Below are 25,624 nucleotides of genomic sequence, written 5' to 3'. Positions count from 1 at the left end.
GGCCACAAAAGTAACATAAACAAAATTATATATTCAATAAGCGTCCAAGAATCTCTTCCTAAGATCGGGGGTAGGCACTCTGCATTGGTTTTTCTTACCAAACCAACGATAACGATTTTTAGCCACTAAATCGTATACGGCATCTCTTAAGAATTTGGGTATTATTATGAAAACAAACAGCATAGAAGTAAAACCTCCCAACTGCTTAGCGGCATATAACGCAGCACTGCTTTTAGTGTAAAAATGGCCTTCACTGCTAAGCAAGGCCATACTTTCTAAATGATCGGGGTTAAATGAGTGACCTTTAAGTATCTGCTTTGTAACCGGTGATTGTAATGATGCAAACTTAAATTTCTTGTTAACATCTTTGTCGATGATGTAATTCACTGCACCATTACAGAGATTACATACACCATCGAAAAACACAATATTTTTATTCTCAGTCTGCAATTTATCGCAAAATATGAATCCAGCCTTTTAACTTTTTATTTGCTTGAGATGGATCTACTACGTCATACTCCACCTCGGCTAAATAATAGTAAACTCCAGATGCCACCACGGTGCCATTATCGTCATGACCATCCCAATTGATATAAATACCATTTTCAGATCCAAACTGACCTTCATACTCATAGACTCTTCCGCCCCACCTGTTATACACTGTAAAGTGAACCGTTTTCACGAACCTAGCGCATTCACCTACCGCTAAAACAGCTCCACATCCACCAGATTCTCCACCCTCATCTACTGCTACCTCTTGCCCATATGCACTAAATACATCATTACAACCATCATTGTTAGGCGTAAATACATTCGGCAGCAAATAATTAGGACAATTATCTCTACATATGGTTTCACTAAACTCACCTACATTACCCGACCTATCAATGGCTCGTACTTTATAACATCCTTTAAAAGAACTCAATCTGTCATGCAGGAAAGTAGTAGCATTCAATTCTGCTATCAACTCAAACTCCGCCTCTGTAGTTTCTGCGTAGTAAACCTGATAAACCCTTACATCATTAGCACAGTCTCCTCCACGCTCCCATGACAATTCATTATTAAAATCACTAAAATTACACTTATTAGCAGCCATTACTTCTTCACACGAAGGAGTAAGAATGCTTAAAGAAGGTGCACAAGGAGGAACAGTATCGCTGGGTTGAGCACATACTATTTGCGAGTAATTTTCTAATGGAGAAGCGATATCAGGGTTTCCATAAGTGCCTTTTGTAAGAACTCTGTAGCAATACAACTGATCATCTCTCAATGGAGTATTGTTATACTGCCCACTATCTACATATACATAACCATACTGCGTAACATCTACTTCATCAATCAACTCCAACTCTTCTTCCGTATCGCCTTCACTACCCCTATAAATCAAATGTTTACTATCTTCTGGTGGTGACACCACTGTATTGGACCAAGGCACAACCGCATCCCAAGTGAGCTGAATTTGCTCAAATTGAGGTTCAGACTCCAATCTCACAGATGAAGCTGGCGCAGAGCTAATTTCATCAGCACCGTCAATCAGTGCCACCACATAATGGTAAGGCAGTTCAGTTGTATTTATATCTGTATCTGTTAGTGATGCTACTTCGCCCAAATTGTTCACTTGGAAATTATCAGTAATCACCACTTCATTATCTTGTCCTGACAGCCCTTCATAACGATAAACCTTGTAGGTTAATGGAGGCGTTATAGTTCCTAAATCAAATGGCTCTCTCCACTCTAAAGTAATTTGACCTTGGGTTTCATCGGTTCTTATTACACTAACTTTCGTAATAATAGGGGCTGTAGCCAAAACAGGTTCTGCGCATACTTCATTAGACACTATGCTTTCACCGCCATATGGCTGCGGAAAGCTAGCCACTAACCGATAACAATATTTTGCTCCCGGGTCTAAATCATTATCAAGATAAGAAGTAGCATCAACAGAAACGGTATTTATCAATTCATACCCACTACTTTCACGCATACCTGTTTCACACTCGTCTGGCGTATAATTATTACTGTCCACTTTTCGCCACACCTGAATACTATCAGCATTAATATCACAGAAGTACGAGTTCCAATTAACAACTATACTCTGGTCTGTTTGACTTAAGGTAGTTAGTTCAGGTGCTGGGCCAATAACTCTTATCTTCCATGTGGCAAAATCCACTAATTTTGGTTGTGGGTGCCTCACTCCACCTACAATTAAATCAGGCGGATTATCTGTTATCTTAAATACTAACTGATAAGGTTCTTCTCTAATATCTAGGCATTCTGTCAACCAATTGAAATTTAAATTAGCTGGCGAAGCCTCAAAAGGAGCTCCAGAAGGGTTTAAAGTAATATTATCATTAGGGAATAACTCCGAAAAAACCTCAATTTTTACGGGATCACCATCAGGATCGCTCCCTGTTATATTTTCATCTACCGTTTCACCCGCAACTACACACAAGTCACCAGGCACTTGCAAAACAGGAGGTTCATTTTGGCAGTCCTCCACAATAATCTGCATATCACGAGTAACGTAACCTAAAAGCTTCCACTCGCCATAAATCATTCTATACTCTTTTACAATAAAGGCCACATTGTACTCTCCCACAAAACCAGGTGCATCCCACTCTAACTCTCCAGTAAATGGATCTATAGTAAATGTAGGAGGTCCATCCTCATCTTGGTTTCCTTGATTATAATTACTATACAAACCTTGGTCGTTAACCGGTCTGTAACCAGATACGTCTACACCTAGATCTCTTTTTGGCGTCACTATTTCGTAAGCCAAACTATCACCATCAGGATCGTAAGCACCAGGATTATGATAAAATGCAATACCTGAACAGGCTTTATCAATAGGCGGTATTAATAATACAGGAGAATTATCACACCCAGAAGACGGGTCTATTAAGATTTGCGTTTGCACACAGAACGGAGTATTTACAGAATTATCTATGTTCAAAATGCCTTCATTTCTGTTGGGCTCGGCATATGAAATAGTGTACCTACCAGGAGAATTATAAGCATGCTCTATTGTAAACTCAGCAACCCCTACATCATCACCAAGGCCAGTACCGGTATTCTCTATTTGCGGCAATTGATAAGGATCTGTGCCATCTCCAAAATCTAACAAGCCCTCACCAAATTTCACATCAGACTGAGTATCTGTATACACGCGTATGGTAATAATAAATGTACGAGATGAGCAGTCCTTTCTTTCTACTGTAATTTCACCCGCACGCAAATGAGTGGCAGAGGCATAATTAAATATACCTGCAGTTAACGAAAAGCAAACTGCTGCCAAAATAATTAAATAAGAAAAATTACGCCTACCCACAGAGATTTAAGAATTATTGAAAGTTATGATTGATAAACATTAAATTTAACTAATATGTTGCAATATTTGTAACATCTACATAGTTAATACACTTACACAATGGTAAGTATATAACTCCAGAACGTAAACCTTTATTTTAAAGATTCATAAGAATGCGTGTAATTGGTGAAATCCCCAATAAAGATTTTAAAATCACTGTGTTTCAGTGGAATGAAAAATATATATTGAAATTTGAGCAAGGTGCATTAGAGCAATCCTACAAGATAAATGAGCTTGACCTTACCAGCGAAGATGAGCTTAAAGAAATTGTAAATGATGATTTTTTGGAGGCTGTAAAAAACAACTTCATGCAAATGCATTTGGCACTACGAAAATCAATGAGTTCAATTTTATAAATGCAAATTGACGGACAGTCTATATTAGCCGTATGCTACTTCAAAAAGGATGGAGACAATAACAATGCATGTTTTGTATCCAATGAAAGCCTCTTCGTTAAACAGAAAAAACATTTCAGTAATTTCCCTCTTGAAATCATTCAAGACATTACTTTACAACACAAATTCATACTTCTTCCTTTGGTAATAGGCGGCATCATTGCTCCCTTGAGCTTACACGCTCTTCTAAACCATTTATATTCCCCTTGGCTGCTTTACAGTCTCCTTATCTTGGGAGGCTCTTTATTTTATTTGGGATGGGAAGGATCTCATACATTTACTGTAAAAACACACGTTAAAGAATATGATTTCTTTATCAAAAAGCCATCTGCAAACCTTATAGCCTTTACACAATACGTTAAAAAATTCCAATCAGACCAAGAGATGTTCAATGTATTCTATTTCATCTGCCCTATTGAGGAATGGCGATTGGCCAAGGAAAAAGGACTATTAAAAATCACCCAACCTACCCGACTTTATAATTCTAGTGAACGATTTGGCTTAACCTTAAGCGCTAAAGACAAGCTACTGAGCATTCGCCCTACCGAACACCGAATAAACATCTCGTTTCAAGAGGATCACAACAAAAACAACCGCATACCTGTTATCACCAGTAACATTCCTACTCAATATATCGAAGAGGTATAAGGTAGAAATAAGTGGTTTCTAGTATATTTGAGGTTCACAAAAAAGCTGTAATGAAGCCTAAAGGCAATTCAAAAAATAAATCTTACAAACCTATTCTCCCTGGCACTAAGCACTGGCCTGTGGTACAGCTTAGCAAAAACAGGAAGAAGTTTATAGAAAAGGTTACTGAAGAGACTCTTCAAAAAGTAATAGAGGCAAATCCTGGTAAGCAAGAGCTAAGAGATGAGCTTGAAAACACGCTTTATCTGGAAAGACTGAGGATTAAACAAAACCCTTGGCGCGTTGACCCCCAAGACGAGCATAAGTTTTGGAGTAAAGTAAAAAATGATTTATTGACTATTTCTGGCGAAGATGAATCAAAGGAAGAGGAAGAGGAAATTCTTCGCAGAATCATTAGAAGATATGCGAGTGAAATAGCTGGTAATTTCAAAAAGAGCAGGTATAAGCTCGCCAGAGAACTAGTTAAATTTGGTTTTGCAAGATTACTTAACGCTACGAGAGTAAAGCGTTTTGGTGCCTTTTTTAGAAACCAATATACCCTAAGAGATAAAATACAAATTACTGGCAAAGCCAAGCAGCTTAGAAAGCTTGCAAAAATAGGCACTGTAGTGATGGTACCTACACACTTCAGTAATCTCGACTCGGTACTCATAGGCTGGATCATTCATATCTTAGGGCTTCCAGCGTTTATTTATGGAGCAGGACTCAATCTCTTTAACATAAAGATTTTCGCCTATTTCATGAACAGCCTAGGGGCTTACAAAGTAGATAGAAGAAAGAAAAACTTCATCTACATTGAAACACTTAAGGCATACTCCAATTTGGCTATTCAAGAAGGTGCGCATAGCCTATTTTTCCCTGGAGGAACACGATCCCGATCAGGGAAAATAGAAACGAACCTGAAGCTTGGGCTATTGGGTACTGCTATGGAAGCTCAGCGAAGCATGTTTATGAACAGCTCTGAAGGCAACCCCAAAAAGATATTCATAGTACCCGTCACCCTTAATTACAACTTTGTATTAGAAGCTCCGGCTTTAATACACGAACACCTTGAGCGACAAGGAGGAGAAAAGTATTACATTGAAAATGATGCTTATTCCACCTCCTATAAGATGATCAAATTTCTGATCAAATTCTTCACAAAAGGCTCTGACATTTCAGTCTCTATTGGTAGGGGCATGGATCTTCTTGGTAATTATGTAGACAACCAAGGGCGCAGCATAGACAAGCAAGGCAGGTTTATAGATACGAAAGATTACTTCACATCAGAAGGTATAATAACTATAGACAAACAGCGAGAAGAAGAATACACCAGAAGACTGAGTCAAATCATAATAAAAGAATTCCACAGAATAAACAGGGTATTCGCCAGTCATTTAGTGGCCTTTACTGCCTTTAAAATTTGGAAAAAGAAATACAAAAGACTTGACTTATACGATTTTCTTAGACTTCCCGAGGAAGAGCTTTTCATAGACTACAATGAGTTTAAAAGCACTTTTGAAACATTGAGAGAGCAAGTATTTAAACTAAAAAAGAGCAAAAAGGTAAACATAGCCGCACATTTAAAAGATGACCTTGACCAAGTAATAAAACTAGGCATAGATAACGTAGGCATGTACCACTCTAAAAGACCTCTATTGTTTAACAAAGAAGGTAATATCATTACTAAAGACTTGAATACTTTATATTATTACCATAACAGAATGGATGGCTATGACCTCGAAAAGTACGTCTAACAAACCTGTAGGAGTTATCGGTGCTGGCAGCTTCGGTTCTGCTATAGCTAATATTTTAGCTGAAAAGAGCGAAGTTTTATTATATGCCCGTACCAGCGAAACGGTAAGAAAAATAGCTGAAGAAAAGGAAAACCGTGGACATAAACTACATACCAATGTAACGCCCACAGGGGATTTAAGCTACTTAGCGAACTCTTGCGACATTATATTTCCCATAGTGCCGTCTTCGGCTTTCAGAAGTATGATGCAGCAGCTATCTCCATATTTACACCCTTATCACATACTAATACACGGCACCAAAGGCCTTGATATTTCACTTCCTAAAGGAGAAACGCTAGACAGCTTCGAAGCCCTCTCTAGGGCCCATATTAAAACCATGAGTGAAGTGATAATGGATGAGAGCGTGGTACTTAGAATAGGCTGCCTAGCAGGGCCTAACTTAGCAAAAGAAATGGCGGCTAATCACCCTGCAGCTACAGTTGTAGCCAGCCACTACAAAGAAGTTATCAGAGCAGGGGAAAAGCTACTCAGAAACGAGAGGTTTCAGGTGTATGGCAATAGCGACCTGATAGGGATAGAGCTTGCAGGAGTATTAAAAAATATAATTGCTATTGCATCAGGAGCACTCAGCGGATTAGGCTTAGGGGAAAATGCCAAAGGACTATTAATTAGCCGCGGTATGATTGAGATGATCCATCTAGGCAAAATGCTTGGTGGTGATGTAAATGCTTTCTTAGGTCTGGCAGGTATTGGAGATTTGGTAGCCACATGTAATAGTACATTGAGCCGCAACCATACTGTGGGAAGGAGATTGGCCCAAGGGGAATCTTTAGCTGACATTCAGGCCAACTTAGAAGAAGTGGCGGAAGGTGTGAATACCATCCGTATTATGAAAAAACTAATTGACAATAATAAATTAAGGGCCCCCATTACAGAAGCCCTTTACGAAGTTTTATTTGAAGGGTTATCAGCAGAAAAAGCACTTCAAATGCTTATGCGCTACCCCTACAATGTAGACATTGATTTCTTGTAAAAATTACATGGCAGCTTTTATCTTCGCTGCCATTTCTCCTAACTCTTCTTGAGAAGGTGAAATCTTTGGTCTGGTAAAGTTAATATCATCCATAGAGTTCAAAGGCACCAAGTGCACGTGCGTGTGAGGCACCTCAATGCCAATAACAGCCACCCCCACTCTAATGCAAGGCACTACTTTTTTAATAGCAATAGCTACCTTTTTCGCAAATACATGCAATCCTGCAAGCACCTCATCATCGAGGTCGTACATATAATCCACCTCTTGCTTAGGCACTACCAAGCAGTGACCATGAACCAATGGACTAATGTCTAAAAAAGCAATGTAATTATCATCCTCAGCCACTATGTGTCCTGGGATTTCTCTATTAATTATTTTAGTAAAGATAGTAGCCATATCAAACACCTATTTCAATTACTTCAAATTCAATTTCCCCACCAGGAGTTTGTATTTTAGCCGTTTCTCCAGGTTTCTTCCCTAGTAATCCTTTTCCTATTGGAGATTGAACAGATATTTTACTAGCCTTAAGGTCTGCCTCTTCCTCACTAACCAATGCGTAAGTAAATACAGCTCCATTTTTTCTATTTTTGATTTTCACTTTCGACAGAATAGATACTTTCGAAGTGTCAATTGTATTTTCATCTATCACTCTGGCATTCCCCACCACCTCTTCTAATTGAGCAATTTTAGCTTCTAAATGTCCTTGAGCATCCTTAGCCGCATCGTATTCTGCATTTTCACTTAAATCACCTTTATCCCTGGCTTCAGCAATTTGTTTTGCAATATCAGCCCTCCCTTTAGTCTTCAAATCGTTCAGTTCAGCCTTTAACTTATCTAAACCTTCTTTAGTATAGTATGCCACCTGTCCCATATTTCATATTTTATTATCTCTATAAAAAACAAATAACGGCCTCTACCACGAAACCGTTTTATTTAATTATTGCTATTATGTTAATCACAAAGTTAAGTCATTATTGGAGATGTTCAAACATTCCCACAAACTACTTGCCCACCAACTCGGGCATGTTGGTCTTGATTTGGCTTAAGATTTCTTCGTCAAACTGAGCCAAATAAAGCGTTTTTGCCTGTGTCAGCTGCTCTATGGTAAGTCCTTTTGCTCCTCTTAGATCTGCCTTATACAAACTGGCATTTTCAAAGTTAGCCCCCGTTAAGTAACAGTTCCTTAAATTGGCCTCCATTAAAAAGGCATTTTGAAAATTAGTCTTTATTAAGAAGGCATTCTCTAATTGAGCCTTAATCAAATAAGCATCTTTAAAATTAGCGCCACTGGCATAAGCACCTAACAATATTGCCTGATTAAGGTTTGAGTTTTCAAGATTAGTTTGATTTAATCTTGTGTTTTCTAGGTTGGTTTCTATTAAATAGGCATTAGAAATATTAGCTGAATTCAAGTTAGAGCTTGCCAAATTCACATAGTTAAGGTTGGTCCTCGCTAAGTGGCAGTTCACCAAATTAATCTCATGAATATTATGCCTGTTTAATCGCTTTATATTACCCACAGTTCTAAAAGCTGCCTCCTCAGATTCCCACAAACGGAAATCATCAATTTCATCTTTATACATCCTTATCCTCTGCCTTATCTCTCCATTCTTATTTAACCAGAATATTAACATACCGATTACGGCTATATCAAACAGCATTCCGTGTGCTTCGGCCAATACCTGTCCAAAAAAGGCATGAAACTCTGTGATATAATACTTTAAACTTAACCCGAGAACAATAATTGAGAGCAAAACCAATACTATGGCAGAAGTTAACAAAGGCTTCTCCAGAATTGAGTTTACATATTCTACGAGTTTTTTATTTTGGTTTTTAAGCATCGTAAGGATGACTAGAAAAAATGAGTATATTGAACTATATTAACAAAAAGCAGCTAGAAATTAAAAAATATACTGCAATTTAATTTCCGCTATCACGTAATATTCTATATTAAGTTAACAATATTTCTTTTCTTATTTTCTCAATTAGCACTTGATTAATTCTTTCATAAGATTCAAATGACCAACCTCCTACATGTGGAGTCAATATCGTTTTATCAGAATTAGCCAGGTAATCAAAAGAGACTCTTTGAGAAGTACTAAGGGTAGCAAGTTTTTCATTTTCTAATACATCTAACCCAGCACCTAACACTTTTCCCGACTTCAGCGCCTCGCACAATGCTGCTAAGGATAAAACCTCACCTCTAGATGTATTTAATATAAAAATAGGCTTATCAAAACTATCAATAAACTCCGCATCTACCATATAGCGCGTTTCGTCCGTTAGTGGCACATGTATACTTAGTATATCTGCCTCACTAAATATATTATCTAAGCTACTTTCTTCTATTTTATCATCAGCAAAATCAGACTTATATTTATCATAAGCCAATATTCGCACTCCCATGCCCTTAAGTTTTTTAGCAAATGACATCCCCATGTGGCCGATCCCTATCAACCCTACAGTTTTACCTGCCAACTCAAAACCTCTGTTACCTTCCCTATCCCATACGGCATTTCTCACTTCCTTATCAGATTTAGGAATGTGATTCAATAATGACAATAACAAACCTAAGCAGTGTTCTCCTAAGGCATTTCTATTACCCTCAGGCGCATTAAGTATAGTAATACCCTTCTCCTCTAAGTAATCGACATCTAAATTATCTATACCCGCACCGGCTCTGCCAATAAACTTTAAAGTAGTGGCGCTATCGATCAATTGCTTATCTACTTTGGTTTTACTTCTTATTACAAGACCATCATATTTATGAACAACCTCAAGTATTTCAGCTCTTGTAATTTCAGGAGAATAATCTGCCTCTACGCCAATACCACTCATCAACTCTCCTATGCTTTCATGCATGTAATCAACTATAAGGACTTTCATTCTTTAAAGCTACAATAATATATGTACAGTATAAAAATAAATTGCTAACCCCATTACATCATTAGTGGTAGTAATAAACGGCCCGGAAGCCAATGCAGGGTTAAAACCAAAATGATTAAGCAATAAAGGAGTTATAGTCCCAATAAATGAAGCAATCAAAACCACTGCGAATAATGCAAATGACACCACCATGGCTAACTGAGGCGTGCCTCCGGTAAGCAGGTTACCTCCATAAACCAATGTAGCTAAAACCGCCCCATTTAATGCTGCCACCATAAAAACTTTAAATAGCCTTTTTTGCAAACTATCGTTAAATGCTGATGGATTAGCCAAACTTTGCAACACAATGGATGACGACTGTATCCCCACGTTGCCGCCAGTAGCCTGAATTAAAGGTATAAAAAAGGCTATAGCGGTAATTCTAGTCAATTCTTCTTCAAATACACCTATAAGTCTGGCACTAATAAAACCGCCACAAACACCTACTATAAGCCAAGGCAATCGGGCTCGAGTCAACATCCAAACGCTATCCGCCTCTTCTACATCTTCACTAATACCCGACATCACTTGTCTTTCCTCTTCGGCAAGTTCAGTAATTACATCCACCACATCATCAATGGTAATTCTTCCTAGCAACTTCCCCCTTACATCTACCACAGGCACAGCCTCCAAATCGTATTTACGCATCACCTGAGCCACTTCCTCTTCTGACATATAAGTCTCTACACTGGTTACACCCGGATCATAAATATCTGCAATATAGGTATGGTCATCAGCACATACGATCTTCTTTAAAGAAACACGACCGAGCAGAATATCATTATCATCTACTACATATACAGAGTAAAGTTTCTGTACATATTCGGCCTGCCTTCTAATTTCATCTATACATTGCACCACGGTCCAGTTATGATTAGCCTTAATTAACTCTTTGGCCATCAAACCACCGGCTACATCCTCATCATACCTTAAAAGGTCAAGTATATTAGCTTCCTTCTCTTCGTTATCCAGACTTGCTATTACCTCTTCCCTCTCCTTGATAGGTAATTCATTAAGGATATCCACAGCATCATCAGAGTCCAGATGCGTTACTATTGCGGTGATCTCCGTAGGCTCAAATACCTTTAAAAATCGCCCTCTGATATCTTCATCTAAGTCATTAATGATATCAGCCCTTATTTCACCTGGCAGCAAATCAATTACATACTTAGACTGATCTGTATCAAACTCATGCAATAATGTGGAAATATCCGCAGGGTTAACCCCTTCCAAAACAGCTTTAATAAAGCGTTCGTCATGTTCCTCTAGCGCCAATTCAAAGCGCTCCCTAAACTCATTTGATAACTCAAACTCTATTATCTCTTCCACTTTCTATTGCATTAGTTAATTCTACGAAATCATTTACTGACAAGGCCTCAGCCCTCTTGTCCAACACGGGCAACTGCTTCACTTCATCATTCAAATTTAGAGGTTTGAGCGCGTTACGCAACGTTTTGCGCCTATTTTGAAAGCCCTGTTTCACCACTTGTTTAAAAAGCTCTTCGCTGCACCCCAAATCCGTAACATTGTTACGACTCAACCTGATTATACCTGAGCTAACCTTAGGGGCTGGCTCAAAAGCACTAGCAGGTAAAGTTGAAACATACTCAAGGTCATACCATGCCTGCAGCAACACACTCAATATACCATAAGCCTTATTTCCTGGAGGTGACACCAGCCTTTCGGCTACTTCCTTCTGAAGAATACACGCCACTTCTAATACCGCATCTCTATCTTCTAGTATTTTAAAAAAAATTTGAGACGAAATGTTATAAGGGAAATTACCTATTACTAAATATTTATCTCCAAGCTTATGTTTAAGGTCTTCTCTAAGAAAATCTCCTAAAATTATATTTTCTTCATAATCAGGAAAACGTTTTTTCAAATGCCTAACAGATTCTTGATCCACATCAATAGCCAGTGTATTGGCGCCATACATCTCAAACAAAAACTGGGTAAAAACACCTTTCCCGGGACCTATTTCTAAAATTTTTACTCCTTCCTCATTCCTTTTTAATAACTTTACTATATCGTATGCGGTATTCTCTTCTTTAAGAAAATGTTGCCCAAGATGTTTCTTTGCTCTTACCATGTTTTTTCAATAATTAGAAAATGCTTTAAATTGCATCCACAAAAATGATATTTTACCGGTAATTCCGGAATTTTAAAGTTGTTAATATATAATGAGTAGTCATTCAAAACATCAAGACAAACCAAAAGTTGGTATAACAATAGGCGATATAAATGGTATAGGGCCAGAAGTGATCATTAAAGCACTCCGAGATAATCGTTTGTTAAATTATGTTACTCCCATTATATATGGATCAACCAAAGTGTTATCTTTTTACAGAAAAACACTAAAAATTGACGACTTCAACTACATTCAAGTGAAGGATGATGGCAAATTTCATCATAAAAAAGTAAATGTAGTCAATTGTTGGAATGAGATGCTTGAAATAAAAATGGGAGAAGTAACCCCAGAAGGAGGAAAAGCATCTTATTTAGCATTAGAAAGAGCCACTACTGATTTAAAAGCCGGTTTAATAGATGCCGTTGTAACAGCACCTATTAACAAAAATAACATCCAAAGTGAAGACTTTAAATATGCTGGTCATACAGAATACTTCACCAAGAATTTTGAGGCGCAAGACAGTCTAATGTTCATGACTACTGAAAATCTAAAGATCGGTGTTGCCACAGGTCACATTCCTTTAAAAGAGGTAAGCAGAACATTAACTAAAGAGTTGATCATTAAAAAGCTAAATGTAATGATTAACTCACTTAAATTAGACTACGGCATTCAAAAACCTAAAATAGCAGTACTAGGCCTTAACCCGCATGCGGGAGAAGAAGGACTACTAGGCAAAGAAGAAGAAGCACTCATAAAACCTACTTTAGAAATTCTAAAACAAAAAGGCAACCTTATTTTTGGCCCCTTCCCTAGCGATGGTTTTTTCGGAACTGGAGAATATGCAAAGTTTGATGCTGTATTAGCCATGTACCACGATCAGGGCCTCATACCTTTTAAGACATTAGCCTTTGAAAATGGAGTAAATTATACTGCTGGTCTTTCTATCATCAGAACCTCGCCAGACCACGGCACAGCCTATGATATAGCAGGTAAAAATATTGCCAATGCCACTAGCATGCTACAAGCAATATATATGGCCAGAGACATCTACAAACATAGGAAAACTCATTCTGAGGAAATAAGCACAAAGGAATCTCAAAAAAATCCTTGATTTATAATTGAAGTAACATAGCCTTTGTAACTATTTATTAAGGACTTATGTTAATTCATTATAAAAAGCTAAATTTAAGCGATTCATTACCGATATACTCCTAAGCAAATGGATATTGTAACACGTAAACAGTTAAATATTCTAATCCAATTAGCATCAGCTGATCGAGATTTCTCTACTTTGGAGAAAAACTTGATTTACAGAATAGCAGAAAAGCGTAACTTCTCTAACGACTGTGTACAAGAACTAATGGAAAACCCAGAACCCATTGGTTCGTTTGGTGCATTGTCTGATGAGCAAAAATTTGAATACCTTATTAGCTGCATAGAACTTATGTTGGTAGATGAACAAATTTTTGACAGTGAAATAATCTTCTGCATTGACATTGCTATTAAGCTAGGTTTTAAAAAAGATGTAGTACTTTTTTTGAAAGATGAAATTCATTCTTATTCTAAAAAAGAGTTAAAAAAGATTATATTTGCAGAGTATAATTAACATTTAGCCCCTTACTTACTGCATATCTGACAGATAACATGTAACTTCAATATAATGGTGAAGACTTACATGTATTTAGCCTTCTCAAATAAAAAGGTATTAACTTCCTTTTTCTAATTAGAATTATGTTTTAAATTTGCATCCTTAATTTGGAGGGAATGACTGTGGACGTTTTAGAAATATTTAACGTAGACATATTTAAGCTTAAAAACGGCATTCACGATTACCAATTTGAAATTGGTAATTTGTTTTTTGAAGCTTTACCCGATAGTATTATCGAGAAAGGCTCAGGAAATGTAGACGTATCGCTTGAAAAAACTGATAATTTCATCAGAATTAAGTTTAATATTTCTGCTGAAGTAGAATTAGAGTGTGATAGAAGTTTAGACTTATTTAACTATCCGCTAAGCACTTCAGACAGTTTAATATTAAAATTTGGAGAAGAAGACGAAGAAATTGATGATGAAATAAGCATTATCAGAAGAGATACGCAAAGAATTAACCTTGCGCATTATATATACGAATTCATTGGCTTAGCAATACCAATGAAGAAGTTGCACCCAAGGTTTGCCGAAGAAGCAGAAGATAATGAAGTCGATGAAATAATATATACTTCAGAGACTGAAGAGCCATCGCAGGAAGATACATCGGAAGATGAAATTGACCCAAGATGGCAAAAACTTAAAAACCTGAAATAAAATTTTAATTTTAAATAATTTTTAAAAATGGCTCATCCTAAAAGAAAGACGTCTAAAACTAGAAGAGATAAGAGAAGGACACATTACAAAGCCGAAGCTAAACATTTGGCAGTATGCCCTACAACAGGCGAATTTCATTTACCACACCGTGCATTCTGGCACGAAGGCAAACTTTACTACAAAGGTAAAGTTGTGATGGAAAAAGAAGTTCTGGCTTAATTTCGTTGCTTGTGAAAATTGCATTAGATGCAATGGGTGGTGATTTTGCTCCCGACTGCACAGTTCTGGGAGCAGGATTAGCCTCACAAGAAATGCCCGATGATGTAAAAATAGTACTTGTCGGGAAAGAGAGCCTTCTAAAAGCTAAACTGGAAGAACACAATGTTACATCTCCCAACATTGAAATATTCAATGCTGATGATGTAATAGAAATGGGCGAACACCCCACTAAGGCATTATCGCAAAAGCCTAATGCAAGTATTCCAGTAGGCTATGGCTTATTAAAAGCCGGTGCCGTTCAAGCTTTTTGTAGTGCAGGAAACACTGGCGCCATGCATGTAGGAGCCATGTTCACCATTAAAGCCATAGAAGGTATCATTAGACCGGGAATTGCCGGTTTTGTGCCAAAGGAGTCCGGTAAGTTTGGTATCCTAATGGATGTAGGAGCCAACGCAGATTGCAAACCGGATGTACTCTATCAATTCGGGGAAATAGGTTCGTTATACGCCAAACACGTGCTAGAATATGAGAACCCTCGCGTGGGACTCATGAACCTAGGAGAAGAAGAACAAAAAGGAACTCTCCTCACCCAAGCAGCCTACCAATTATTCAAGCTCACAAAAAAATTCAACTTTATAGGTAATATCGAGGGCCGTGACGTTTTTAACGACAAGGCTGATGTTATTGTGTGCGATGGTTTTACAGGAAACGTGATTCTGAAAATGGCTGAAACTTTTTATGATTTATTGAAATCACGTAATATTCAACATGAATACTTTGACAGCTTCAATTACGAAGCCATTGGAGGAAGCCCAATTTTGGGTATCAATGGCAATGTGGTAATTGGACATGGTGTTTCTAGTGCAGAAGCTATCAAAAACATGATATTGCTCTCATTAAAAATGGCTGAGTCAAACATTCATTTGAAAATTAAAGAGCATTTAGGAGAATAAATTTTTATAAAAATATGGCTAAAGCCGCAATTACAGGCGTACAAGGGTACGTTCCTGATTATGTGCTAACTAACCAAGAGTTAGAAACAATGGTAGACACTTCTGACGAGTGGATCACTACCAGAACGGGAATAAAAGAAAGAAGAATACTGAAAGGTGAAGGCCAAGGTACTTCTGTAATGGGAGTAGCTGCCGTAAAAGGGTTATTAGAAAAAACAGGAACTAACGCTGAAGATATAGATTTAATTATCTGTGCTACAGTAACTCCTGATATGGTATTCCCTTCTACTGCCAACATCATTTCTGCTGAAGTGGGAGCGGTAAACGCTTTCAGTTATGATATTTCAGCGGCATGTTCAGGATTTGTATACGCCTTAACTACTGCTTCTCAATTTATCGAATCTGGAATGTACAAAAAGGTAATCGTAATAGGAGGAGACAAAATGTCTTCTATTATTGATTATACTGACCGTACAACTTGTATTATCTTTGGTGATGGTGCCGGTGCGGTACTATTAGAGCCATCCACTGACGAAACAGGTATTATAGATTCTATTCACAAAAGTGATGGTAAAGGAGCAGAATACTTAAATATGAAAGCCGGAGGTAGCCGTTATCCTGCTACTCACGAAACTATAGATGCTCGCGAGCATTATGCAAGACAAGATGGAGCTACAGTATTTAAATTTGCTGTAACCAACATGGCTGATTATGCTGCAAAAATTATGGAACGCAACAATCTTACGTCTGAAGATGTAGATTGGCTAGTAGCGCACCAAGCGAATAAAAGAATAATTGACGCCACAGCTAACCGTATGGGCATTACTGATGATAAAGTAATGATTAATATAGAAAAGTATGGCAATACCACTGCTGGTACTATACCTTTGTTACTTTGGGACTATGAATCCAAATTAAAAAAAGGCGATAACTTAGTATTGGCTGCTTTTGGTGGAGGCTTTACTTGGGGAGCTATTTATTTAAAATGGGCGTACGATCCCAAATAATCCAGGCGGATTATTCGTTATTTGAATTGTAAATTAGATTTAAACTATTTTCTGTTATGGCAACAACAGCCGATTTTAAAAACGGTTTATGCATCCATTACAATCATGATCTCTACACTATTGTGGAGTTTCAGCATGTAAAACCAGGAAAAGGACCTGCATTCGTAAGAACTAAACTTAAAAGTGTAACTACAGGTAAAGTGGTGGACAACACTTTTTCATCAGGTCACAAAGTAAATACTGCAAGAATTGAAAGAAGACCTCATCAGTTTTTATACAAAGATGATTTGGGCTTTAATTTTATGGATACCGAAACCTTCGAGCAAGGCTTAGTAGAAGAACATTTAATTGAAAATCCAGGTCTCATTAAAGACGGGCAAATCATTGATGTGCTTTTCCATGCAGAAGAAGAAAAAATTATAGGTACTGAATTACCAGCCTTTGTAGAGTTAACCATTACTTATACCGAACCTGGTATAAAAGGTGATACTGCTACTAATGCATCTAAACCTGCTACGTTAGAAACAGGAGCAGAAATTCAAGTACCTTTATTTATCAATGAAGGTGATAAAATAAAAATAGATACCCGTACAAATTCATACTCTGAAAGGGTTAAAGAATAAATTTTTACTAAAAAAAATTGCTACTTATATGAAAACAAAGGAAATAAGAGATCTTATAGACTTCATTTCTCAAAGTGGGCTTAACGAAGTTAACATTGAAACAGAAGAACTAAAGCTCTCTGTAAAGCGTAGCCCTGATGTTGAGACTAAGTATATTGAAAGTGCGCCAGTATCAGCTCCTGCACCTGTAACACCAGCACCAGCCCCTACTTCTGCTCCAAGCGCAGCTAGTACTTCAGAGGCTCCTGCTGCTGCACCTAAAGAAGATACTTCTAAATATATAGAGGTTAAATCTCCTATGATCGGTACTTTCTACAGATCTTCTAACCCAGATTCTCCTGCCTTTGTAGCAGTAGGAGATAAAATCGAAATAGGACAACCTGTATGTATCGTTGAAGCAATGAAATTATTCAACGAGATTGAATCAGAGGTTTCTGGTACTATCGTTAAGGTAATGGTTGAGAATGCTTCTCCTGTGGAGTATGATCAAGTATTATTCTTGGTAGATCCTTCATAATAAGCTTGTAGGTATCACCTTAGTACATGGATTTCTTCAAGGAATCCGGAAAATAAGTTATTTATAAGCAACAAAAACCGACAATCGTGTTTAAGAAAATATTAATTGCCAATAGAGGAGAAATTGCCTTAAGGATTATCCGCACATGTCGTGAAATGGACATCAAAACTGTGGCTGTTTATTCACTTGCTGATAAAGACAGTTTGCATGTTAGGTTTGCGGACGAGGCGGTTTGTATAGGTAAAGCTCCTAGTAGTGAGTCATACTTAAATATACCTAATATTATAGCAGCGGCTGAAATTACTAATGCTGATGCTATTCACCCTGGCTACGGCTTCTTGGCTGAAAATGCTGAGTTCAGTGCTGTATGTGCGGAGTATGGTATTAAGTTCATCGGGGCATCTCCTGATATGATTAACAACATGGGAGATAAAGCTACTGCCAAAGCTACAATGCAAAAGGCAGGAGTACCTACCATCCCTGGTTCTGAAGGGCTTTTAAGTTCTATAGAAGAAGGGTTAAACATAGCTAAGAAAATTAAATATCCTGTTATACTAAAAGCTACTGCCGGTGGTGGTGGTAGAGGTATGCGTATCGTTAATGACGAATCTCAATTCAAGAAAGCTTGGGATGATGCTCGTCAAGAAGCGGGTGCTGCATTTGGTAATGACGGATTATACTTAGAGAAATTTGTTGAAGAGCCTAGACACATCGAAATTCAGATTGTAGGTGATAAAAACGGAAGAGTTTGCCACCTTTCTGAAAGAGATTGCTCTATTCAAAGAAGACACCAAAAGTTAGTAGAGGAAACTCCTTCTCCTATTGTAACCCAAAAACTTCGTGAAAAAATGGGTAAAGCTGCCATAAAAGGAGCTGAAGCTATTAAATATGAAGGTGCTGGTACTGTAGAGTTCTTAGTGGACAAGCATGGAGACTTCTACTTTATGGAAATGAATACTCGTATTCAGGTAGAACATCCTATTACTGAAGAAGTAACTGATTTTGACTTGATAAAAGAACAAATTAAAGTTGCTGCTGGTATAGAAATTTCAGGTAAGAACTATTTCCCTAACTTGTATTCTATGGAATGTAGAATCAATGCTGAAGACCCTTCTAACGGATTCAGACCATCTCCAGGGAAAATTACTAACTTGCACATGCCTGGTGGACATGGAGTAAGAGTAGACAGCCATGTGTATGCTGGCTATACTATTCCTCCAAACTACGACTCTATGATTGCGAAACTCATTGTAAGTGGACAATCAAGAGAAGAAGTAATTACCAGAATGAAGCGTGCTTTGAATGAATTCGTAATTGAAGGCATTAAAACTACTATACCTTTCCATTTGACATTAATGGATAACGAAGAATTTAATGAAGGTAACTTCACTACCAAATTCTTAGATACATTTGATTTCAGCACTATCAAATAAGGTATCTGACTATGATATAAAAAAAGCCTTAACCTATGTGGTTAGGGCTTTTTTTATGCCCTTTAATTTCATAAATTGGTTTACTTTAAATCAATGCTCATTTATGAATAAAGCACTTGGTATCATTTACATTATACTCTTAACCACTATCAGCAGTTATGCTCAAACTAACCTATACGTTGGTATTGGTATGAATTCGTATAACGGTGATTTATCTTCTTATGAAGGATATAGAGGTTCTTTTGAAGCAGGTGCTCAGTTTCATAAAAAAGAAAAATTAAATGGCAGCTTAAATCTAGGTATAGGATCTGTTTCTGGTGAGAACTACCAGTTTAACGCAGACAATAGCATAGTAAATGCACGACCTAACCGATATTTCAAATCCAATTTTATCACTTTTACTTACGAACTTCATTACAACCTTATTTACAAAACGGACTATACCATTTATATAGGGCAAGGTATAGGGTTAATAAGATTTACGCCTAAAGATAGTGAAGGTAATGACTTGTCTGACATCGAGAATAGCAGGCAGGAAGATGAAACATACAGCAACTCAACGCTAATGTTGCCAACTTCAGTTGGGGGAATTTACAGGCTTCCTAATAAAATGGGCGTGGGGCTTCAAGCATCAATAAAAAATCCCCTAACAGATTATTTGGACAATATATCTGAATTAGGGGATATTGGTAACGATAATATTTTGAGTTTTAGAATAGCAATTTATGCGCCACTACCTTAGGCCTTATCACCTTCTTCATCAATAATTTTTTCAAGCTTAGCATACCATTCTTCTCCATACTTACGAATAAGAGGTCCTTTTACAAATTTATATACCGGTACACTTAACTCTTCACCCAAACTACAGGCTGGGCTGCAAATGTCCCATCTATCGTAATTTAAGGCCTCAAACTGGTCGTACTTTGTTATTCTTATAGGGTACAAATGACAACTAACAGGTTTTTGATAATCAATTTTCCCATCATTATACGCCTGCTCAATACCACACTTTAAAATACCCTTGTCATCATAAATGGCATAGGCACACTCTTTTCCTTCTATAGTAGTAGTTGAAAACTCATCATCTTCATCTAAAATATACCTCCCTTGCTCCGATATGGCTTTTTTCCCTTCTTCTGATAAATATGGCTTTACCTTATCATATATCTCATCAAATACAGCCAACTCTTCTTCCAATAAAGGAGCGCCCAAATCGCCCTCTACACAACAAGCCCCCTTACATTTCTCCAGATTGCATACAAAGAACTTTTCCTTTATATCATCTGATATGATTGTATTTTCTAATTCTATCATACTTCAAAATTAATTCTTTTACCTGATCCCTTTGTAGTCCTAATCAGTTTTATGCACTATTTAGAACCATTACAATCTTGATAAAACTCTCAAATACAGCTGATTATTTAACCTCTAATTCTTTACGTCTCAAAATACTTATTAAAATCAATTTAAAATAATTATATTTATATTAATTAATCATAATACTATATTATCCTAAACTCAACTGTCCTTACTTATTTCTACAATGCATACAAATAAGCTACTGGTTCTATTTTTATTACTCTTTATACTAATAACCACTAATACAGAAATAATGGCACAGGTACACTTATCTGGTCATGTTACTGATGCAACAGATCAACCTCTAGAATTTGTAAATATAATTGTAACTGACAGTATTCATCACACTAGTAATGGTGTCATTACTGATAAAAACGGTTTTTTCAGCATTAATTTAAAAAAGGGTAAGTATAATATAACAGCCAGTTTTGTGGGATATGAACCTTATTCCAAATCCATAGAAATGTCACAAGACATAACATTAAACATTATTAAACTCGCACAGCGTGATGTTCAGTTACAAGAACTTACGATACATGGAAAAAAAGCCATAATCACACAAAAAGCTGACCGACTAGTGTTTAATGTCAATCAAAGTGTGGCTGCTTCACAGGGAAATGCAGTTGACGCACTGCAACTCACTCCACGAATAAGAATCGATCAAGATGCTTTGAAAATGGTGGGCAAAAGTAATATCAGAGTTATGATAAATGGCGTATTACAAAAACTAACCGGCACAGATCTACTTAATTATTTAAAAACGATACCAGCCGAAAATATAGCTTCAATAGAAGTAATTAGCATTCCTCCTGCAAAATACAGCGCAGAAGGCAATAGTGGGATGATTAATATTATTTTGAATAAAGATAGCAGAAATTGGAGTGCATCAATAAGCCCATATGTAAGACAAGGCAGTATGACTTCAGATGGAGCTTTCGCTAATCTAAATTTGAATAAGAAAAAATTAAATATTGCTAGTAGCATAAACTATTCGAGCTATAACCTACACATTTCTAATGTTACTAAAATTTACTTTCCTAATAATCTTTGGGTTGAAGATTATAGAACTAAAAATAAAATAGACAAATATGCTTTTCAACTAGGCACTGAATATCAATTCAATGATAATTTCAAGGCGGGGTTCAATTATGGATTCAACAGGGCGGATGATAGTGCTGATAACAATATTGAAACTAGCATTTACAATGAGCAACTTAGCGTTGATAGCATTTTATTAACTCTTGGTGAAAATTACTCTATTAAAGACACTCACACGGCCAACCTACATACAGAATATATACTAGATTCAAAAAACAGAAAAGTAGAACTAGATTATGATTTCATTGATTATAGTAATGATAATAACGACAATCAACACACCTCCCTTATCAACAATTCTGAGCCTAACCAACATCAGCACTTTTTAAACTCAGGAACACAAAGCGTTAAAAACCACGCCATAAATATTAATATAGAGCACCCTATCACATTGGTGAATTTTAATTACGGGGCTAAATTTTCGTTTTCAAATACCGATAACTTAATATATTCTAACTGGAATATGACTGAAATATACAATCAATTTCAATTTAAGGAACATACTCAAGCAGGTTACATATCAGTGAATAAAGATTTAACAAAACAATGGTCTTTGCAAGCTGGCCTTAGAGCAGAATATACGCAAACAAAAGGCATATCTTCATTAGAGACTAACAAGCGCAATTATTCAAAATTATTTCCTAGCTTTTATGCTTCCTACAGTCCTGATGGTAATTTCAGCTATTCGGTGAAGTATGGTAAAAGAATAAGTCGCCCTTATTTTTCTGATCTCAACCCCTTTGTGTGGGTATATTCCCCCTACTCCACTTCTAAAGGAAATCCAAACCTAAGACCATCATATACTCATAATATAGAGCTAGAAACGATGTGGAAGGAAAGTATTACCACTACGTTTTATTATTCACATTTAGATAACGGTTACGAGCAAGTAACTATCTTAGACAATGAAGCCAAGACACAAACCGTTTACCCCATTAATTTCTATTCTAATAACACTTGGGGCATTTTCGAATATATAGTTTTCAACCCCCTTTCATATTGCGAAACAAGCATTCAACTTTCTGGATATTATTCCAAAACCACTGCCACCATACCTGATGTACTTAACCACCTTGAAGGATGGAATGGAGACTTCATCATCAGTAATGAGTTAGAACTCCGTAAATCGCCAGATATTTCATATTTCATAACCTTCGGCTACATTACCAAAGGAAATTACAACCTTGATAGCAGCAGCGATTTCTACTATTTAAATAGCGGAGTAAATATGAGTTTAATGGATGGAGCCCTTAAGGTTAAACTAACAGGCAACGATATTTTGAAAAGCCGAAAAGCCATCTTCACCTCTTATTACGATGGCATAAAAAACACCTTTACAGGATATTATGATTCCCAGTATGTATTACTAAGGCTTACCTACAGCATCGGAGGCAAAGTGAAAAGTGATATGGATAGAAGCAAAAACGAAGAAGAAAAATCTCGAATATTCTAACACACAGCTTTTTATTTAAAAATTAATAGTCTTTAAACGTGTAAATCTGCAAATTACAAGCAGGCACTCCACATATTACAAAAGATTAAGTTATTTTTGAACTTTGGAATAGTATACGTGTTGTTAAAGATCGAGAATGGATTATCTAAAAACTCTTAATGAACCGCAGTACGAGGGGGTGGTAAACACAGACGGGCCAACTATGATTATAGCGGGTGCCGGATCGGGAAAAACCAGAGTATTAACCTTTCGAATTGCCTATTTAATGGAAAAAAAGGGGATAGACCCTTTTAATATATTAGCCCTAACATTTACCAATAAAGCCGCAAAAGAAATGCGCGATCGTATTGAATCTGTGGTGGGCAAAGATGCAAGAAACCTATGGATGGGAACCTTCCACTCCGTGTTTTCTAGAATTTTAAGGGCCGAAGCAGATAAGCTAGGCTACCCAAGTAACTTCACTATTTATGACGCTGATGATTCTAAACAGCTCATTAAAACCATAGTAAAAGAAATGGGTCTTGACGATAAACTATATAAGCCCAACGTGGTACTTAATAGAATATCAGGAGCTAAAAACAGACTTATTTCTTGGCGAGAATACTTGCGGAACCCCATTTATAAGGCTGATGATGAAAGCAACATGAAGCCAGAAATGGGAAGAATATACAAAGCGTATGCAGAAAGGTGCTTTAAAGCAGGTGCTATGGATTTTGATGATTTACTCTTCAACACCAATGTGCTTTTTAAAGAACACCTTGATGTCTTAAACAAATATCAGCAGCGCTTTCATTACGTAATGGTAGATGAGTTTCAGGATACCAACATCAGCCAGTACCTAATTACGAAAAAGCTGTCTGCAGTTCGCCAAAACATCTGCGTGGTAGGTGATGACGCTCAAAGTATCTACGCCTTCCGTGGTGCTGATATTCAAAATATACTCAATTTTGAAAAGGACTATGCTGATTTGAAAGTAATTAAGCTAGAGCAAAATTACAGATCAACCAGAAACATAGTAAATGCAGCCAACTCTATTATAGCTAAAAACCGCGCGCAGTTAAAGAAAAACGTTTGGACTGCCAATAATGATGGTACGTTAATAGAACTGCTAAGAGCCACGAGTGATAATGAAGAAGGTAAATTGGTAGCCAACTCCATATTTGAAGAGAAAGCTCAAAACCAATTAACAAATAAAGATTTCGCCATTCTTTACCGAACCAATAGTCAATCAAGGGCTATGGAAGAAGCCCTAAGGCGAATGAACATTTCCTACAAAATAATTGGAGGATTATCGTTCTACCAACGTAAAGAGATCAAAGATTTAATGGCTTACTTAAGGTATAGCATTAACCACAATGACGAGCAGTCTTTACGTAGAATCATCAACTACCCCAAAAGAGGGATTGGAGGCACCAGCATAGACAAAATAGTAGTTGCTGCCAATGAAAATAACATTGGACTTTGGGACGTTTTAACGAACATTAGTAGGTACCTGCCTGGCAGAGCTGCCAATGCCGTGATGGATTTTGTGACTTTAATAAAACGTTTCAAAATAGAAATTGAAAAAAAGGATGCCTTTGAAGCTGCAAACACTATTGCAAAAGGCTCAGGCATGCTAAAAGAACTCTACGAAGACAAAACTGTAGAAGGGCTTAGCAGGTACGAAAACGTGCAAGAGCTTTTAAATGCGGTAAAAGAATATGTAGATGATGAAGAGAAGGAAGACAAATCTTTAGGATCATTCTTACAAGAGGTGGCCTTGATCACAGGCGTTGATAACGATAAGGATGATGACGAAGAAAAAGTAACCATGATGACCATACACATGGCCAAAGGACTTGAGTTCAAGAATGTTTATGTGGTGGGCATGGAGGAAGATCTCTTTCCTTCTCAGATGATGATTAGTAGTAGAGCCGACCTTGAAGAAGAAAGACGTTTGTTCTATGTAGCCATAACCAGAGCCGAACATAAGCTTTATTTATCTTATGCGTTATCAAGATATAGATTTGGAAGGCTAAAAAACTGCGAACCTAGCAGATTTATTGATGAGATAGACCCTACTTTTATTAAAATCAGCAGGCGTCATACAAAGGTAGAATCAGGGCCAGCAGTAAGAGAAAGCAGCTCCAACTCTAACTACGCGAAAGATTTAGTTAATGGAATAAAAAAAACTACTAGATCTCAACCCGTTGTAAGAAAATCTAATTACAAACCTTCGGCAGACTTTAAGCCCAGCGATACCTCGCAGCTAAAAGAAGGCATGAAAGTAGAACACCCAAAATTTGGGTTTGGAAAAGTTGTAGAACTGGATCTATCGGGCGCCAATAGAAAGGCCAAAGTTCATTTTGACGACTTTGGAGAAAAGACTTTATTACTTAGTTTTGCTAAATTAAAAATACACGCTAATTAATAGCACTAATATCCTC

The 25,624-nt window shown here is 37.0% G+C and carries 25 protein-coding genes; 16 read left to right on the top strand and 9 right to left on the bottom strand.

Annotation, left to right across the window (positions count from 1 at the left end; all coding sequences use genetic code 11):
- Positions 1-33: 33 nt before the first annotated feature.
- Positions 34-450, bottom strand: a complete 417-nt coding sequence (locus ACXACQ_RS10095) for a thiol-disulfide oxidoreductase DCC family protein (protein ID WP_474975819.1) — start codon at positions 448-450, stop codon at positions 34-36.
- A gap of 1 nt (position 451) precedes the next feature.
- Complete coding sequence (locus tag ACXACQ_RS10090; protein ID WP_474975818.1) at positions 452-3,292, bottom strand: T9SS type B sorting domain-containing protein; 2,841 nt, start codon at positions 3,290-3,292, stop codon at positions 452-454.
- 185 nt (positions 3,293-3,477) lie between these two features.
- Between ACXACQ_RS10090 and ACXACQ_RS10085 the strand changes: the two genes are divergently transcribed.
- Genes ACXACQ_RS10085 through ACXACQ_RS10070 form a run of 4 tightly spaced genes read left to right on the top strand, consistent with a single transcriptional unit; the run spans position 3,478 to position 7,176 of the window.
- On the top strand, positions 3,478-3,720 hold the full coding sequence (locus ACXACQ_RS10085) for a hypothetical protein (RefSeq protein WP_474975817.1): 243 nt from the start codon (positions 3,478-3,480) through the stop codon (positions 3,718-3,720).
- Entirely contained in the window at positions 3,721-4,407 is a 687-nt protein-coding gene (locus ACXACQ_RS10080) for a hypothetical protein (protein WP_474975816.1), read from the top strand.
- Positions 4,408-4,457: 50 nt separating this feature from the next.
- Positions 4,458-6,143: a 1-acyl-sn-glycerol-3-phosphate acyltransferase gene (locus ACXACQ_RS10075; RefSeq protein WP_474975815.1), complete on the top strand. Its 1,686-nt coding sequence runs from the start codon at positions 4,458-4,460 to the stop codon at positions 6,141-6,143.
- Positions 6,121-7,176: an NAD(P)H-dependent glycerol-3-phosphate dehydrogenase gene (locus ACXACQ_RS10070; RefSeq protein WP_474975814.1), complete on the top strand. Its 1,056-nt coding sequence runs from the start codon at positions 6,121-6,123 to the stop codon at positions 7,174-7,176. Before ACXACQ_RS10075 ends, ACXACQ_RS10070 begins: the two co-directional genes overlap by 23 nt.
- A 3-nt stretch (positions 7,177-7,179) precedes the next feature.
- Here the strand turns inward: ACXACQ_RS10070 and ACXACQ_RS10065 are convergent, their stop codons facing one another.
- The 6 genes from ACXACQ_RS10065 to rsmA all read right to left on the bottom strand — a co-directional run bounded on the left by ACXACQ_RS10065 (position 7,180) and on the right by rsmA (position 12,193).
- A complete protein-coding gene (locus ACXACQ_RS10065; protein ID WP_474975813.1) occupies positions 7,180-7,572 on the bottom strand; it encodes an HIT family protein in 393 nt (130 codons plus the stop codon).
- Between the two features lies 1 nt (position 7,573).
- A complete protein-coding gene (gene greA / locus ACXACQ_RS10060) occupies positions 7,574-8,047 on the bottom strand; it encodes a transcription elongation factor GreA (protein ID WP_474975812.1) in 474 nt (157 codons plus the stop codon).
- Positions 8,048-8,177: 130 nt separating this feature from the next.
- On the bottom strand, positions 8,178-9,017 hold the full coding sequence (locus tag ACXACQ_RS10055; RefSeq protein ID WP_474975811.1) for a pentapeptide repeat-containing protein: 840 nt from the start codon (positions 9,015-9,017) through the stop codon (positions 8,178-8,180).
- A gap of 109 nt (positions 9,018-9,126) precedes the next feature.
- The gene (locus tag ACXACQ_RS10050; RefSeq protein ID WP_474975810.1) at positions 9,127-10,062 is read right to left on the bottom strand and encodes an NAD(P)-dependent oxidoreductase; all 936 of its coding nucleotides are present in this window, start codon (positions 10,060-10,062) and stop codon (positions 9,127-9,129) included.
- 9 nt (positions 10,063-10,071) lie between these two features.
- Positions 10,072-11,430 (bottom strand): magnesium transporter, encoded by a 1,359-nt coding sequence (mgtE, locus tag ACXACQ_RS10045; RefSeq protein ID WP_474975809.1) that lies wholly within the window; start codon positions 11,428-11,430, stop codon positions 10,072-10,074.
- Positions 11,408-12,193 (bottom strand): 16S rRNA (adenine(1518)-N(6)/adenine(1519)-N(6))-dimethyltransferase RsmA, encoded by a 786-nt coding sequence (rsmA, locus tag ACXACQ_RS10040; protein WP_474975808.1) that lies wholly within the window; start codon positions 12,191-12,193, stop codon positions 11,408-11,410. The genes mgtE and rsmA overlap by 23 nt, the downstream gene beginning before the upstream one ends.
- 91 nt (positions 12,194-12,284) lie before the next feature.
- On the opposite strand from rsmA, the gene pdxA reads away from it, so the two are divergent.
- From pdxA to ACXACQ_RS09990, 10 genes are all read left to right on the top strand, one after another.
- A complete protein-coding gene (pdxA, locus tag ACXACQ_RS10035) occupies positions 12,285-13,343 on the top strand; it encodes a 4-hydroxythreonine-4-phosphate dehydrogenase PdxA (RefSeq protein ID WP_474975807.1) in 1,059 nt (352 codons plus the stop codon).
- Positions 13,344-13,451: 108 nt separating this feature from the next.
- The gene (locus tag ACXACQ_RS10030; protein WP_474975806.1) at positions 13,452-13,838 is read left to right on the top strand and encodes a TerB family tellurite resistance protein; all 387 of its coding nucleotides are present in this window, start codon (positions 13,452-13,454) and stop codon (positions 13,836-13,838) included.
- A 158-nt stretch (positions 13,839-13,996) separates the two neighbouring features.
- Positions 13,997-14,536: a YceD family protein gene (locus tag ACXACQ_RS10025; RefSeq protein ID WP_474975805.1), complete on the top strand. Its 540-nt coding sequence runs from the start codon at positions 13,997-13,999 to the stop codon at positions 14,534-14,536.
- A gap of 27 nt (positions 14,537-14,563) precedes the next feature.
- Positions 14,564-14,755: a 50S ribosomal protein L32 gene (gene rpmF / locus ACXACQ_RS10020; RefSeq protein ID WP_202244210.1), complete on the top strand. Its 192-nt coding sequence runs from the start codon at positions 14,564-14,566 to the stop codon at positions 14,753-14,755.
- A gap of 11 nt (positions 14,756-14,766) precedes the next feature.
- The gene (gene plsX, locus ACXACQ_RS10015; protein WP_474975804.1) at positions 14,767-15,708 is read left to right on the top strand and encodes a phosphate acyltransferase PlsX; all 942 of its coding nucleotides are present in this window, start codon (positions 14,767-14,769) and stop codon (positions 15,706-15,708) included.
- A gap of 14 nt (positions 15,709-15,722) precedes the next feature.
- Positions 15,723-16,715: a beta-ketoacyl-ACP synthase III gene (locus tag ACXACQ_RS10010; protein WP_474975803.1), complete on the top strand. Its 993-nt coding sequence runs from the start codon at positions 15,723-15,725 to the stop codon at positions 16,713-16,715.
- Between the two features lie 56 nt (positions 16,716-16,771).
- Positions 16,772-17,338, top strand: a complete 567-nt coding sequence (gene efp, locus ACXACQ_RS10005) for an elongation factor P (protein WP_474975802.1) — start codon at positions 16,772-16,774, stop codon at positions 17,336-17,338.
- 28 nt (positions 17,339-17,366) lie between these two features.
- Entirely contained in the window at positions 17,367-17,855 is a 489-nt protein-coding gene (gene accB, locus ACXACQ_RS10000) for an acetyl-CoA carboxylase biotin carboxyl carrier protein (protein WP_474975801.1), read from the top strand.
- Positions 17,856-17,941: 86 nt separating this feature from the next.
- Positions 17,942-19,288, top strand: coding sequence for an acetyl-CoA carboxylase biotin carboxylase subunit (accC, locus tag ACXACQ_RS09995; RefSeq protein WP_474975800.1), 1,347 nt, complete (start codon positions 17,942-17,944; stop codon positions 19,286-19,288).
- 103 nt (positions 19,289-19,391) lie between these two features.
- The gene (locus ACXACQ_RS09990) at positions 19,392-20,030 is read left to right on the top strand and encodes a hypothetical protein (protein WP_474975799.1); all 639 of its coding nucleotides are present in this window, start codon (positions 19,392-19,394) and stop codon (positions 20,028-20,030) included.
- Here ACXACQ_RS09990 and ACXACQ_RS09985 read toward each other — a convergent pair.
- Positions 20,027-20,602, bottom strand: coding sequence for a DUF3109 family protein (locus ACXACQ_RS09985; RefSeq protein ID WP_474975798.1), 576 nt, complete (start codon positions 20,600-20,602; stop codon positions 20,027-20,029). The two genes, ACXACQ_RS09990 and ACXACQ_RS09985, sit on opposite strands and share 4 nt — an antisense overlap.
- 298 nt (positions 20,603-20,900) lie before the next feature.
- Here ACXACQ_RS09985 and ACXACQ_RS09980 point away from each other — a divergent pair, with 298 nt between their 5' ends.
- Both ACXACQ_RS09980 and ACXACQ_RS09975 read left to right on the top strand, forming a co-directional pair.
- Positions 20,901-23,198 (top strand): TonB-dependent receptor domain-containing protein, encoded by a 2,298-nt coding sequence (locus tag ACXACQ_RS09980; protein ID WP_474975797.1) that lies wholly within the window; start codon positions 20,901-20,903, stop codon positions 23,196-23,198.
- Positions 23,199-23,334: 136 nt separating this feature from the next.
- Positions 23,335-25,608 (top strand): ATP-dependent helicase, encoded by a 2,274-nt coding sequence (locus tag ACXACQ_RS09975; protein ID WP_474975796.1) that lies wholly within the window; start codon positions 23,335-23,337, stop codon positions 25,606-25,608.
- Positions 25,609-25,624 lie beyond the last annotated feature (16 nt).

Source organism: Fulvivirga sp. AWR4_260 (assembly GCF_056158185.1).
This window is presented reverse-complemented; position numbering and strand designations above follow the sequence as displayed.

What these genes read in the sequence shown, in the direction of transcription:
- ACXACQ_RS10065 (WP_474975813.1), bottom strand. Translation starts at nt 7,572, where the DNA reads ATGGCTACTATCTTTACTAAAATAATTAATAGAGAAATCCCAGGACAC.
- ACXACQ_RS09990 (WP_474975799.1), top strand. Translation starts at nt 19,392, where the DNA reads ATGAATAAAGCACTTGGTATCATTTACATTATACTCTTAACCACTATC.
- ACXACQ_RS10050 (WP_474975810.1), bottom strand. Translation starts at nt 10,062, where the DNA reads ATGAAAGTCCTTATAGTTGATTACATGCATGAAAGCATAGGAGAGTTG.
- rpmF (WP_202244210.1), top strand. Translation starts at nt 14,564, where the DNA reads ATGGCTCATCCTAAAAGAAAGACGTCTAAAACTAGAAGAGATAAGAGA.
- ACXACQ_RS10070 (WP_474975814.1), top strand. Translation starts at nt 6,121, where the DNA reads ATGACCTCGAAAAGTACGTCTAACAAACCTGTAGGAGTTATCGGTGCT.
- ACXACQ_RS10025 (WP_474975805.1), top strand. Translation starts at nt 13,997, where the DNA reads ATGACTGTGGACGTTTTAGAAATATTTAACGTAGACATATTTAAGCTT.
- ACXACQ_RS10075 (WP_474975815.1), top strand. Translation starts at nt 4,458, where the DNA reads ATGAAGCCTAAAGGCAATTCAAAAAATAAATCTTACAAACCTATTCTC.
- ACXACQ_RS09975 (WP_474975796.1), top strand. Translation starts at nt 23,335, where the DNA reads ATGGATTATCTAAAAACTCTTAATGAACCGCAGTACGAGGGGGTGGTA.
- ACXACQ_RS10085 (WP_474975817.1), top strand. Translation starts at nt 3,478, where the DNA reads ATGCGTGTAATTGGTGAAATCCCCAATAAAGATTTTAAAATCACTGTG.
- ACXACQ_RS09980 (WP_474975797.1), top strand. Translation starts at nt 20,901, where the DNA reads ATGGCACAGGTACACTTATCTGGTCATGTTACTGATGCAACAGATCAA.
- efp (WP_474975802.1), top strand. Translation starts at nt 16,772, where the DNA reads ATGGCAACAACAGCCGATTTTAAAAACGGTTTATGCATCCATTACAAT.
- ACXACQ_RS10030 (WP_474975806.1), top strand. Translation starts at nt 13,452, where the DNA reads ATGGATATTGTAACACGTAAACAGTTAAATATTCTAATCCAATTAGCA.
- ACXACQ_RS10080 (WP_474975816.1), top strand. Translation starts at nt 3,721, where the DNA reads ATGCAAATTGACGGACAGTCTATATTAGCCGTATGCTACTTCAAAAAG.
- ACXACQ_RS09985 (WP_474975798.1), bottom strand. Translation starts at nt 20,602, where the DNA reads ATGATAGAATTAGAAAATACAATCATATCAGATGATATAAAGGAAAAG.
- accB (WP_474975801.1), top strand. Translation starts at nt 17,367, where the DNA reads ATGAAAACAAAGGAAATAAGAGATCTTATAGACTTCATTTCTCAAAGT.
- greA (WP_474975812.1), bottom strand. Translation starts at nt 8,047, where the DNA reads ATGGGACAGGTGGCATACTATACTAAAGAAGGTTTAGATAAGTTAAAG.
- pdxA (WP_474975807.1), top strand. Translation starts at nt 12,285, where the DNA reads ATGAGTAGTCATTCAAAACATCAAGACAAACCAAAAGTTGGTATAACA.
- rsmA (WP_474975808.1), bottom strand. Translation starts at nt 12,193, where the DNA reads ATGGTAAGAGCAAAGAAACATCTTGGGCAACATTTTCTTAAAGAAGAG.
- ACXACQ_RS10010 (WP_474975803.1), top strand. Translation starts at nt 15,723, where the DNA reads ATGGCTAAAGCCGCAATTACAGGCGTACAAGGGTACGTTCCTGATTAT.
- ACXACQ_RS10055 (WP_474975811.1), bottom strand. Translation starts at nt 9,017, where the DNA reads ATGCTTAAAAACCAAAATAAAAAACTCGTAGAATATGTAAACTCAATT.